At 62.7% G+C, this 13122-nt stretch carries 5 protein-coding genes and 2 pseudogenes; 4 read left to right on the plus strand and 3 right to left on the minus strand.

Annotated elements, in window-relative coordinates; translation table 11 throughout:
* Window positions 1–7: 7 nt before the first annotated feature.
* From C3F42_RS15725 to C3F42_RS15735, 3 genes and pseudogenes are all read left to right on the plus strand, one after another.
* Window positions 8–4381 (plus strand): RHS repeat-associated core domain-containing protein, encoded by a 4374-nt coding sequence (locus C3F42_RS15725; protein ID WP_104444623.1) that lies wholly within the window; start codon window positions 8–10, stop codon window positions 4379–4381.
* On the plus strand, window positions 4381–5535 hold the full coding sequence (locus C3F42_RS15730; RefSeq protein WP_104444624.1) for an ankyrin repeat domain-containing protein: 1155 nt from the start codon (window positions 4381–4383) through the stop codon (window positions 5533–5535). The genes C3F42_RS15725 and C3F42_RS15730 overlap by 1 nt, the downstream gene beginning before the upstream one ends.
* A 164-nt stretch (window positions 5536–5699) precedes the next feature.
* Window positions 5700–7295 (plus strand): annotated as a pseudogene (locus tag C3F42_RS15735) (FMN-binding glutamate synthase family protein); the annotation flags it as partial.
* A 101-nt stretch (window positions 7296–7396) separates the two neighbouring features.
* Here C3F42_RS15735 and C3F42_RS15740 read toward each other — a convergent pair.
* Together C3F42_RS15740 and C3F42_RS29385 are read right to left on the minus strand one after the other, a co-directional pair.
* The gene (locus tag C3F42_RS15740; RefSeq protein WP_023630145.1) at window positions 7397–8716 is read right to left on the minus strand and encodes an OprD family porin; all 1320 of its coding nucleotides are present in this window, start codon (window positions 8714–8716) and stop codon (window positions 7397–7399) included.
* Between the two features lie 194 nt (window positions 8717–8910).
* A complete protein-coding gene (locus C3F42_RS29385; RefSeq protein WP_146229515.1) occupies window positions 8911–9156 on the minus strand; it encodes a hypothetical protein in 246 nt (81 codons plus the stop codon).
* A 166-nt stretch (window positions 9157–9322) separates the two neighbouring features.
* Between C3F42_RS29385 and C3F42_RS15745 the strand changes: the two are divergent.
* Window positions 9323–11402 (plus strand): annotated as a pseudogene (locus C3F42_RS15745) (TonB-dependent receptor).
* A 477-nt stretch (window positions 11403–11879) separates the two neighbouring features.
* Here the strand turns inward: C3F42_RS15745 and aguA are convergent.
* Window positions 11880–12986 carry an agmatine deiminase gene (aguA, locus tag C3F42_RS15755; protein ID WP_023630147.1) on the minus strand — a complete coding sequence of 369 codons (1107 nt, stop codon included), beginning with the start codon at window positions 12984–12986 and terminating at the stop codon, window positions 11880–11882.
* Window positions 12987–13122 lie beyond the last annotated feature (136 nt).

Consider the following 13122-nt stretch of genomic DNA (forward strand, 5'->3'; position numbering starts at 1 on the left):
CCGCACCATGTCCGACGCACTCTGGGCCGCCCGCGAAGGCGATGCGCTGCTGCACACCTCGGTGATGGCCGACATCATCGGCGGCGTGCTGGAAGTGGCCGCCAACGTCGCCATCGGCGCCCTGGCCACCGCTGCGGTGGGCGCGGCACTGGGCATTACCGTGGTCACCGGCGGCCTGGGCTGCTTTGTGCTTGGCGCGGTGGTGGGCCTGGTGGTCGGCGTGGTCATGGCCAAGACCGGCGCCGACACCGGGCTCAGTCGATTATGCGAAGGCATCGGCAACGCCCTGTTTCCGCCGACCGTGCAAGCCACCATCGCCAGTGGCTCGCCCAACACCAAGACCAACGGCAAGCGCGCCGCGCGCGCGGCCGGCGTGGTCACCGCGCCCTCGGCCCCGGCCACTGGCGAGGGCGGTGACGCGCAGGCCGAGGAGCAGGAAGAGACCTTCCTTGACATGGCCAAGGGCTTCTTCTCACAGATGTGGCGGCCGACCGTCGCCAGCCCAGCGGCCAACACCCAGGAAGCTCCCGACGACAAGGTGCTGTGCACCAAGCACCCGCCGATGCCGCCGCAGTACCTGGCCGAGGGTTCGAGCAAGGTGCTGATCAACGGCCACCCGGCCTGCCGCAGCGGCGACCGTGGCACCTGCGAGGCCGTGATCGTCGATGGCGGGCTGGTGTCGGACAACGTGCGCATCGGCGGCGGGCCGATCGTGGTGCGCGAGATCCGCAGCGGCAAGACGCCGGGGATCGGCCTGGCGATCACGGCGTTGATGATGTTGCGAGGGCGGGGGGGAAAGTTTTACAGCAAGTTTGGGTGCATGTTGATCGGGGGCGTCACCAGCTTGGTGACCAGCCAAGTCACCAGTGCCCTCACTTCGGCCATCGCCGGCTCACCCAACCCGGTGCATGCGCCTACTGGTGCGAAGATCCTCAATGGTGAGGCCGAGTTGGATTTCGAGCTGCCGGCACTGATCCCACTGGACTGGCAGCGCTACTACAACAGCCATGGGGAGCGTGAGGCAGGACTGCTCGGCAGCGGCTGGAGCGTACCTTACGAGGTCCATATCGACGTCATACCCCATGCCGATGGCGGTGAAAGCCTGGTCTTCAACGATGAGCAGGCCCGAGCAATCGACATGGGGCATCTCCCGCTGGGAGATGCGCTTTATAGCACCGGCGAAGGCCTGAGCGTGCGCCGAGCACTCAACGGTGAGGTACTGATCGAAGATCGTGATGGCCGCTATCGTCTATTTGAGCAGGTGCCCGGCAACCCAGCCAGATTGCGCTTGAGCCAGATCGGCGACCGCAACGACAATCGTGTCTACCTGGACTATGACGACCGCGGGCGCCTGCGCGGCCTGCGGGATACCTTCGGCCTGGTCGAGGTGGAACTGCACTACAGCCCGCAATGGCCTCAACGTGTCAGCCATGTGCAACGCCGCTTCGCCGATACCAGCACCGAACAACTGGTCAGTTACAACTACGACGACAGAGGAAACCTCACCGAGGTGCGAGACGCCCAGGGCCAGGTGAAACGACGCTTCGCCTATGACCAGGGCCAGAGGATGATCGAGCACCAACTACCAACCGGCCTGCGCTGCCATTACGAGTGGGTGCTGACCGAAGATGGCTGGCGCGTGGCTCGGCACTGGACCGACGAGGGTGACGAGTACCTTTTTGAGTACGATGTAGCCGCAGGTGTGACCCGTATCACCGATGGGCTTCAACGCCAGAGCATCCGCATTTGGAACAACCAATACCAGGTCACCGCCTACACTGATGCCCTTGGCCGGACCTGGCGCTTCGACTGGAACGACGAGCGCCAACTGCTGGCCGCCAGCGACCCGGACGGTGGGCTGTGGACGTTCGACTACGACACGTCTGGCAACCTCGCACAGACTATCGACCCTCTTGGTCGCAGTGAGTCGACACACTGGATGGAGCACTGGGCACTACCCCGCGCCTGGACCGACGCCGCCGGCAACTGCTGGCAATACGGCTACGATCAGCGTGGTAATTGTGTCCGGGAAACTGATCCGCTAGGCCTGGTAACCCGTTATCGCCATGACGGACACGGACGCACGGTCGAAATCGTCGACGCCATGGGTAAAGCCAGACAACTGCAATGGAACGACCTGGGCCTGATCAGTGCATTTACCGATTGCTCCGGCTACACCACGCGCCTCGTCTATGACCGCCATGGCTACCTGGCCACGGTGGTCGACGCACAAGGGGAACGCACCGACTATCGCCATGATGCACAGGGACGACTGCTGGAGATCCGCACGCCAGATGGTCGCAGCGAGCACTACCGGTACAATACCGCCAGCCTGCTGGTGCGACGTGAGGACCCCACCGGCCATGGCTATGAGTTTCACTACGACGTTTGCGGCCGCCTGCAACGGCAGGTTGATCCCCTGGGGCGGACCGTCGCGTACCGCTACGACACTTATGGTCGTCTGCTCAGCCTGGCCAACGAGAACGGCGAAAGCTATCGATTTACCTGGGACCCCGCCGACCGGTTGGTTGAGCAGCGTGATCTAGATGGCAGCGCCCGACGCTACCATTACGACCGCCTCGACTGTCTGCAGCGCCTTGATTACATGCCTGCGCCCCATGGCTTGGGACTGGCACTGGTACCCGGCACGCCGATGGCGCCGATCAGCCACGTCTTCGAGCGCGATGCCGGTGGTCGCCTCCTGGCCAAGGTGACCGACGACGGACGTACCGAGCACCAATACGATGCACTCGACCAACTGCTCATGGTCCGCTTCACCGACAACCAGGGCGATAGCCAACAGCTTGGCTTTGCCTACGATGCCCTGGGTCGACTGATCGAGGAGCACGGTACATCGGGTGTTTTACGCCATCACTACGATGAACTGGGCAATCGCATCCGCACCCAGTTACCGGACGGCCGCGAGCTGAACCAGCTTTACTACGGCAGTGGCTATCTGCATCAGGTGAATCTCGATGGCAAGGTGATCTGCGACTTCGAGCGTGACCGCCTGCACCGCGAAGTCCTGCGCACCCAGGGCAACCTCGATACCCACAGCGAGTACGACCGATCCGGCCGCTTGCGTTCGCGTCGAAGTCGACCGCGTGGAATGCCCAGGCAGCTGCCAGCCCCCCTGCAGCAGCACTTCGAATACGACCTGGCGGACAACCTCACAACGCGCTTACGGCAGAGCCCTGGCGAGCAGCACGCACAGCATCTGCGCCACGATGCCAGTGAACGCATCATCGCCAGCCAGCCAACCGGTATGCAGCCGGGCGAAACCTTCGCCTATGATGCGGCAGCCAACCTGCTCGATGGCCCACAAGGTGGCTGGGTCCGCCACAATCGCGTGCTGACTTACCAGGACAAGCGTTACCGCTATGACGCTTTTGGCCGACTCATCGAGAAGCGTAGCGCGCGGCGCGGTGTGCAGCGCTTGCGTTACGATGCCGAGCACCGTCTGATCGAAGTGCGCTCCCAGCACAGCGGACGCGAGCGCGTGGTGCGCATGCAGTACGACCCCCTTGGCAGACGCATCGCCAAGAGCGAATACGATGATACGGGGCAGTGCCTCGGCCTCACCCGGTTCGACTGGGACGGCTACCGCTTGCTCGAAGAGCGTCGCCATGGGCAACGCTGCCTCTACCTGTATGAGGACGACAGCCATGAGCCCCTGGCCCGCGTCGACGGCCTGGGCGAGTACCAGCAGATACATCACTACCACAACGACCTCAATGGCCTGGCGGAGCAACTGAGTGATGAAGCTGGCAACATCGTTTGGCAGGCCCGCTATCAGGTCTGGGGTAATACGATGCAGGAACTGCGCGAGCCGGCACTCGTCGAGCAACAGAACCTGAGGTTCCAGGGCCAGTACCTTGATAGGGAAACCGGCCTGCACTACAACTTGTTCCGCTTCTACGATCCGGATGTGGGTCGGTTTACCCAGCCGGATCCGATCGGCCTGGCGGGCGGGCTGAACTTGTACCAATACGCCCCGACACCCGCCACCTGGATCGACCCACTAGGGCTGGAAGTCTGCCGGTTGAGTAGCGCAGACAAGAAGAAGATGGGGCGCGCGCCCAAAAACATGAAAAACCCGCACCGGCACCACATCGTTCGGGAAAACGCGCCACGCAACTGGAAACAGCAGAACCGTGACTACATCCTCAATGCGCAGGCGATCATGGCCAAGCACAAAATCGACCTGAACACCGACTTACGCAATTTCACCTGGGCGCGCAATGGCGGCAAAACCCACACTGTCGCGTCGGCCCAGAAAGTCTTCGAGCGTCTGCAGAAAGCCGATGCCAAAGGATTGAAAGCGGTGGAGCGCGAATTAAAACGCATGGGACTGGCCTTCAAACGGGGAACTTTCATCTGATGATCGACTGGCAACAACTCTACGAAAAGCATGAGACCAAGCTCGACCGCCTCTATGACGATGTAGAAGAGGGCAAGCTGGAGCGGCTACGTGCGTTCGCACAGAAATACCCCGAGCTGCTGGTGCTGCCCCGCTATGGCGAGGCCGACGAGGAAGGGCTGCTGCATATGGCCGCCCGGGCCGGACAGACTGCGAACTGTGGCCTGCTCCTGGAGCTGGGCCTGGCGCCTAACCAGCCGTATGTAGACGAGGGCCATGCCAGTGCACTCGAACTGGCAGCCAGTGAAGGGCACCTTGAAACCTGCGTTTGCCTGCTCGATGCCGGTGCCTGGGTCGATGGCCTGCCGCTCAGCGTCTGCCCACCGCTATACGCAGCGGCCCAATCGGGCCACAACGAGGTCGTCGCACTGCTGCTGACTCGAGGCGCACAGGTCAATCGCCTGCACCGACGCGCCAATGACAGCGCACTGGACGCTGCGCGTGAATGGGGGCATCAGCGCACGGTCGATCTGCTGCTCGAACACGGCGCACGCAGCATCAACGATGTCGAGGGTGCCGATGCCGAAGGCGCCGGACAGGCCATTGTCACCTTCGTGCACAATACTGCTGGGTGGGTCCTGCCCACCGAGTTCTGCCCCCCCAGTGAAGACCCTCGCAGCACGCTGCATGTCAGCCTGATCGATAGCAAGACTGACTACAAGCTGTTGTTCACCAGCGGCCTGTACCAGGTTGCCCCGATGACCGAGTTGTTCCTCTGCCTGCCAGGTGACTGGGCACTGCCCCAGGCCGGATTGCCGGTGCCAGACGCCTGGTGTTTTCCAGTACGAATGCTGGCACGCCTCGCCGCCACAACCTTCGAGCACGGCCCGGTGGCCGAGGGCATGCTGTTCCAGCGTGACGATCCACAATTTGCCGACCTGCACTGGCCTTGCGCGGTGGATGCGCTGTTGGCGGTGGACAAGCCCTGGAACAAGCATGGTGATGACGAGCGGATTCCCGAAAGTGACAAGGTCACCCTGCTGACCCTGGCACCGGTGAAGTTCACCGGCAAGGGTGCTCCGACCGCCAAGGCCCTGGCCGCGCTCATCGAACGTAAACGCAAGGCGAGCTGGAAGGCCTTGGCGCTGGAGGGGCCGACTGAAGCCCCTGTGTAGGGGTATGGATACCTGTATGCCGAGGGACCGGCAGGTACGGCGCGGTAGCCGGTGTCCGCGCCAGGCGCATCCGCGTCGAGTAACAGTCTTTTACCGAAACCCCAGGTTTTCCCTGCGCAACCTTTGCCTATCCTAGGCCGGGTCATCCCGTCTGCGATGGACCCATGAAAGACTCGCTCCCCAGCCGCTATGCCTGCCTGTTCCTGTGTCTGGTCTTCACGATTGCCAGTGCCCCTTTGCTGCTTGCCCACACCTGGCTCTGGCCCTTTACCGTCACCAGCGCCCTGCTCAGCCTGGTCGGCCTCAACGACCTGCGCCAACGCCACCACGCCGTGCGCCGCAACTACCCGATCCTGGGCAATATCCGCTACCTGATCGAGACCATCCGCCCGGAGATCCGCCAGTACCTGATCGAGGGCGACGACGACAAGCTGCCGTTCTCCCGCGCCCAGCGTTCGCTGGTGTACGCCAGGGCCAAGAACGAAAGTGCCGAGAAAGCCTTCGGCACGCTCAATGATGCCTACAAACCGGGCTTCGAGTTCATCAGCCACTCGATGCTGCCGGTGCCGATGCCCGACCCTGCGTCGTTCCGCATCCGCATCGGCGGCCCGCAGTGCCGCCAACCGTACTCGGCGTCGATCTTCAATATCTCGGCCATGAGCTTCGGCGCCCTCAGCGCCAACGCCATCGCCGCGCTGAACAAGGGCGCGCGCCTTGGTCGCTTCGCCCATGACACTGGCGAGGGCAGCATCAGCCCCTACCACCGCGAACACGGCGGCGACCTGATCTGGGAAATCGGCAGCGGCTACTTCGGCTGCCGCACCGAGGACGGCCAGTTCGACCCCGAGCGCTTCGCCGAGCAGGCCCGTGCCGCCCAGGTGAAGATGATCGAGATCAAGCTCAGCCAGGGCGCCAAGCCGGGCCATGGCGGGATCCTGCCGGCGCACAAGGTCAGCGCCGAGATCGCCGCCACCCGAGGCGTGCGCGAGGGCGAGGACTGCATCTCGCCGGCCGCCCACAGTGTTTTCGCCACGCCGCGGGAACTGCTGCAGTTCGTCGCCCGGCTGCGCGAGCTGTCTGGCGGCAAGCCGGTGGGCTTCAAGTTCTGCCTGGGCCACCCGTGGGAGTTCATGGGCATCGCCAAGGCCATGCTGGCCACCGGCATCACCCCGGACTTCATCGTCGTCGACGGCAAGGAAGGCGGCACCGGCGCGGCGCCCCGGGAGTTCTCCGACAACATGGGCGTGCCGCTGCGTGAGGGCCTGATGTTCGTGCACAACACCTTGGTGGGGCTGAACCTGCGCGAGCGCATCCGCATCGGCGCGGCGGGCAAGCTGGTCAGCGCCTTCGACATAGCCTGCGTGCTGGCCATCGGCGCGGACTGGGTCAACTCGGCCCGGGGCTTCATGTTCGCCATCGGCTGCATCCAGTCGCAAAGCTGCCACACCAACAAGTGCCCAACCGGCGTGGCGACCCAGGATGCGTTGCGCCAGCGCGCGCTAGTGGTGCCGGAGAAGGCCGAGCGGGTCGCCAGCTTCCACCGCAATACCTTGCATGCCTTGGCCGAGATGCTTGCCGCCGCCGGCCTGGACCATCCCTCTGAACTCAAGCCCAAGCACCTGGCACGGCGTATCAGCGCCAGCGAGATCAGCCTGTTTTCCCAGCTGCACACCTTCCTCAAGCCGGGCGAGCTGCTCAGCGGTGCTATCGACAGCGAGTTCTATGCACGGATGTGGCGGATGGCGCGCAGTGACAGCTTTGCGCCGGAGACGGGGAGATCGAGGTGGCGGCGTCGGTTAACGTGCGCCGGAAAGAAACAGCCCCGGCATAGGCCGGGGCTGCGGGTGACGCGGGATCAGGATCAGAAGATGCTGATCGGGTACTCGACGAATACGCGGACTTCGTTGCCGTCGTCGTTGTAACCGTTCTGCTGGACAGCATTGTTGGTCCGCAGGAAGGAGCTACGCAGTTTGACGGACAGGTCCTTGGCCGGGCCTTCCTGAACCACGTAACGGATCTGGTTGAAGATCTCGCGCTCTTTACCTTCACCGAAGCCTTGTGGGGCGCCGACTTTACGGGTGTTGATGTTGTCACCCACTACATAGGCAAACTTGTAGGTCAGCCCCGGCACGCCGAAGGCACCGAAGTCCAGGCCGTAGCCCAGCTGCCAGGAGCGCTCGTCTTCTGCGTTGAAGTCGGACCAGTAGGAGTTGGCGAGGTAGATGGTCGAGCCACCGTCACCCACGCCACCATCGTTCTGGTACCAGCCGTAGTTGTAGCCGGTGCTGCCGGTGCTGCGCTGGTGCGCCAGGGTGAACGAGTGCGGGCCGTAAGCGTAGGTGGCGGCCAGGCTCCAGATGGTGTTGGAGTCGCCGTTGAGCTTGGCGGCACGCACGTACTTGTTGTCGATGTCCGACTTGTAGCCGTTGAAGTCCAGGGTCAGGGACTGGTCGCTGGCAATCGGGAAGACGTAGTTCAAGCCCAGGTAGTGCTTCTTCATCACGTCTTCGTTGTCGGCGGTGTACAGCGACGCGGTGAAGTTGTCGGTGAACTTGTAGCTGCCGCCGAGCACGTTGATCGACTTCAGGCCGCCGCCATCGCGACGCTCGGCGCTCTTGCGCGCTTCCTGGGTGAAGCGGCCGGCGTTGATTTCCAGGCCCTTGATCTCCTTGGAGGTGATCATGGTGCCGGTGAAGCTTTCTGGCAGCAGGCGACCGTCGTCGTACTGCAGGACCGGCAGGGCCGGCATCTGGTCACCGTATTTGAGTACGGTGTTCGAAACACGGAACTTCACCGCAGCGCCACCACGGGCCAGGTTGTGCGGAGCGTTGGTCTTTTCACCATCGAAAGTGGGATCGGAACGCTTGAAGAAGTCGACACCGCCACCCTGGTTACGGCCCTTGCCACCATCGAGGCGCAGGGCGTACAGGCCGAAGGCGTCGACACCTACACCGACGGTGCCTTGGGTGAAACCGGAGGAGAAGTTGGCGATGACACCCTGGCCCCACTGGGACTGGTCGTTGGTGTGATGCTTCTTGTCACGGTTGATGAAGGCGTTGCGCAGAAGGACGTTGGCGTGGCTGTCCTCGATGAAGCCCTTGCTCTCGGCCTGGTCATTGGCCTGTGCCTGGGTCGCGGCGATCATCGCCAGGGCGACCAGGCTGATCCTGGTTTTCAACATGTTATTTTCCTTATTTCGTATTCAAAAACGCTCTGCATCAGAACGCCAGGAACCAACGCCCCTTCGTAGGTTCGACGCTATGCGGATCCAAGCCGAAGGCCCGCCAATGGTCTGCAACGGGCCTTGCAGCCGCATGGCCAGGGAATGGCCAGCAGGCGTAGAGCCCGAATCCTAGCCCTGCCTGCTTATACATGTCAAAAAAACGTGAAATGCAGGTTGATATAACCAAAAACAAGGTCAGCGCTGGTGCATTTCCATGCATATCTGTCGTGGGTCAGCGCAAATTTGTCTCTTTTGTGGAAAGCAGTCGAAATCCATAAAACCGTCATACGGCCATGTTCCCGCAGTCCTTCCGAAAGCCTGTTTGAACTGCCCTGTTCTTCCCACTGCGCGGTCACGCGCAGAGCAACGTTGCACTCACCGCCGCTTCCACAAGCCATTCCGAAGCGCATCCTTGTGAATGCCAAGACACTTCAAATCAATTCAAACAAATAGCAACATCTTGAAACATATGTAAAGACAACCCTTTACAAATGTCGATGCAACAGCAAATAGCAAGCATTACCATTCGCGCCAAATTTCTCACTCCTCCCTTGGACGCCTTCGATGCCTGCCCCCTGCCGCCTCTCACCCTTGACTCTGGGCCTGTCGCTGCTGTTCAGCACCGGCCTGGCCAGTGCCGCCACCACCACACTGCCGGAAACCTCGGTGACCGCCGACAGCACCCGCGAGGAAGACAACCCGCGGGTCAAGGACGTAACCACCGCGACCCGCACCTCGACCCCCGCGCGCTACGTGCCACAGGCCATCGATTCGGTGAAGACCCGCAACGTGCTGGACTACGGCAGCAGCAACCTGGGCAAGGCGCTGGAAGGCATCCCCAACGTCAGCAGTGGCGCCGACACCCGCTTCGACAGCCTGCGTATCCGCGGCTTCGACGCCAGCAACGACTTCTACCTGGACGGTGTCCGCGACGACAGCCAGTACACCCGTGATCTGCACAACATCGAGCGGGTCGAGGTGCTCAAAGGGCCGGCGGCAGTGCTGTATGGCCGTGGCAGCCAAGGCGGCATCGTCAACCGGGTGAGCAAGGCGCCGGAACACGGCCGCCGCTCGACCATCGAGGCACAAGGTGGCAGCCAGGACCTGCGCAGCCTGTATGCCGACCTCAGCGCCGACCCCAGCGACACCTTCAGCCTGCGCCTGAACCTGGGCAACGAGGACAAGAACAGCTTCCGCGACGGCATTGACGGCAACCACCGCCAACTGTTCGCCCCGTCCATGAGCTGGCAGATCACCCCCGAGCTGAACTGGCTGGTGCAGTATGAGTACAGCCGTTACGACCGCACGCCCGACCGTGGCATCCCCGGCAACCCGCTCACCGGGCGCCCGGCCGATGTCGGCCGCAAGACCACCTACGGCGACACCCAGCGCGACTACATCAACGACCGCGCCGAGTCGCTGCGTTCGCGCCTGAACTACGAGCTGAATGACCAGTGGCAACTGCGCCACACCTTCAGCCTGTTCACCCTGGAGAGCGACTTCGACAATACCTACCTGACCGCCTACCGCCCCGCTACCGGACTGGTGGACCGCCAGCGCTGGCAGCAGGACCTGAGCACCCGCAATCTCTACAACACCGTCGAACTCGAAGGTCATGTAGAAACCTTCGGTCTGGAGCACACGCTGCTGGTGGGCCTGGAAATGGGCGAACAACGTCGCAACTCGCTGCTGAGCCAAGGCGTGGGCGTGCCCTCGGTACCTCTGCAGGGGGCCACGGCCAGCCAGCAGCACAACGGCACGATGCGTGTGTCCAGCAACAACCACACCGACGTCGAGAGCCGAGGGATCTACCTGCAGGACCAAATCCGCCTCAACGACCAGTGGCAGTTGCTGGCCGGCGTGCGCTTTGACCAGTTCGAGGTGGACACCACCAACAAACTGCGCAACATCTCGGAAAAGCAGAAGGACAACAGTTTCAGTCCGCGTATCGGCGTGGTGTACACCCCCTGGCAGGATCACTCCTTCTATGCCTCCTGGAGCAAGACCTACTCTCCGGTCGGTGGCGGCCTGATAGGCATCACCCCTGGCGCGGCCGGCAACGCCAACCAGACCGACCCGGAACAGACCCGGCAGAAGGAGATCGGGGTCAAGAGCGAATGGTTCAACGAACGCCTGAGCACCACCCTGGCGATCTACGAACTGGAACTGTACAACCGCCGTACCCGCGACCCGCTCAACCCGGAACTGATCCAGCTCAGCGGCCTGCAGCGTTCACGCGGCCTCGAGCTGACCGCCACCGGCAACGTGGTGGGCAACTGGTACGTGCGCGGCGGCATCGGCCTGCAGGACGCGACCATCGTCAAGGACAACAACGGCCAGCAAGGCAACCGCATCAACGACGTGGCCAAGCGTAACGCCAGCCTGTTCGTGACCTGGAAGCCGGAGCTGGGCTGGTACGCCGAAACCGGCCTGACCCTGGTCGGCGACCGCTACGCCGACAACCAGAACACCGTGATCCTGCCGGGCTACGGCGCTGGCCGGTTATCGCACCCACGACTGGGATGTACGCGCGGCGTTGAGCAACATCACCGACAAGACCTACTACAGCTCGGCCACCAGTGCGGCGCAGATCCAGGTGGGCGATCCGCGCAGCCTGGTGGTGACCGGAACCTACAGCTTCTGAGTTGTGACAGCAGCGAGCATCAAGGACGGGCCGCCCAAACGAAAACGCCACCGCAATTGCGGTGGCGTTTTTTTCTGCGACGGGTTCCTTCCCGGTCAATGCCAGACAGCCAGCAGAGCTTCGAGCTCTTCCTCGCTGATCAGGCCTTGGGGGTATCGCCCATCCAGCAGGCGTCGTGGGTCGGTCGTCCTGACCCGATCGTCTCCATGACGTTTCAACCACTGAGCCAGGATTCTGAGCGATTGGTGACTGGCCGCCGTTGAGGGCAAAGCCGACTCACTTGCTGCGTTCATTTCCTCACGTACTCCCTGGGCCGAGTGAGCGGCTAAGTTACTTCAGGCACGTTACAGAACGGCGTAGGCCGATTCCCCTGAAGTACGAGGAAAAATCAATACAATTGCTGTGCCATTCCAAGTGTCCGACTATCGCCAGCAAAAAAAAGCCCGTCTTGCGACGGGCTTTTCTCTCAGTGGCCGATCAGCGTTTGACCGGTGCCGGCTGCTGCTGGGTCAGGCAGTGAATGTTGCCACCGCCAAGCAGCAGTTCACGCCCTGGGATCATCACCACTTCGTGGTCCGGGAAAACCTTGGCCAGGATCGCTCTGGCCTGGGCATCAGCCGGGTCGTCGAAACTCGGGGCGATGATGCCCCCGTTGACGATCAGGAAGTTCACGTAGGAACCGGCCAGGCGTACCGAAGGGTCGCGCTCCTGGCTGCCCGCCACGTGATCGACGCCGTCGCATTCTGCCTGGGTGGCATACAGCGGCCCCGGGATCGGCATTTTGTGCACCACGAACTCGCGCCCTTTGGCATCGCGGGTGTTTTTCAACACCTCGTAGGCGGCGTGGCAGCGTGCATAGTTGGGGTCATTGGAATCATCGGTCCAGGCCAGTAACACTTCGCCTGGGCTGACGTAACAGCAGAAGTTGTCGACGTGGCCATCGGTCTCGTCGTTGTACAGGCCGTCCGGCAGCCAGACGATGGTCTCGACCGCCAGGTGCTCGCGCAGGATCTCCTCGATCTGTTCGCGGTCCAGGTGCGGGTTGCGGTTGCGGTTGAGCAGGCATTCTTCGGTGGTGATCAGGGTGCCTTCGCCATCGACGTGGATCGAACCGCCTTCGAGCACGAAGCCTTCGGTGTGGTAACGCTGCACGCGCTCCATCTCCATGACCTTGGCGGCCAGCTCCTCGTCACGGTTCCAGGGCGCGTACAGGCCGCCGTCGAAACCGCCCCAGGCGTTGAAGCCCCAGTCCACGCCGCGTACCTCGCCGTGGTCGTTGATGACGAAGGTCGGGCCGGTGTCACGCACCCAGGCGTCGTCGTTGCTGATCTCGACCACGCGGATGTTGGGCAGGTCGAGCTGGCGACGGGCGTTCTCGTACTGCCCGGCGGACACCGCCACGGTGACCGGCTCGAAGCGGGCGATGGCCTTGGCCAGGGTCACGTGCGCGGCCTGCGCCGGCTTGCCGCCCAGGCGCCAGTTGTCCGGACGCTCCGGCCAGACCATCCACACCTGGGTCTGCGGGGCCCACTCGGCGGGCATGTGGAAACCGTCGGCGCGGGGGGTCGAGTTGAGGGTCTTCATGGGTAACCTCTGCGAAGGCCCGGGGCCAGGGGCGCCAGGTCGGTGATCGAAAAAGATGCAGGCCCGCCAATATAGGCAGCGTAATGATCCGTCGATAATACAACCGATAAATATCGACATTAAATAGATAATCATA

The sequence above is a fragment of the Pseudomonas sp. PONIH3 genome (assembly GCF_002934345.1).
Classification (GTDB): domain Bacteria; phylum Pseudomonadota; class Gammaproteobacteria; order Pseudomonadales; family Pseudomonadaceae; genus Aquipseudomonas; species Aquipseudomonas soli.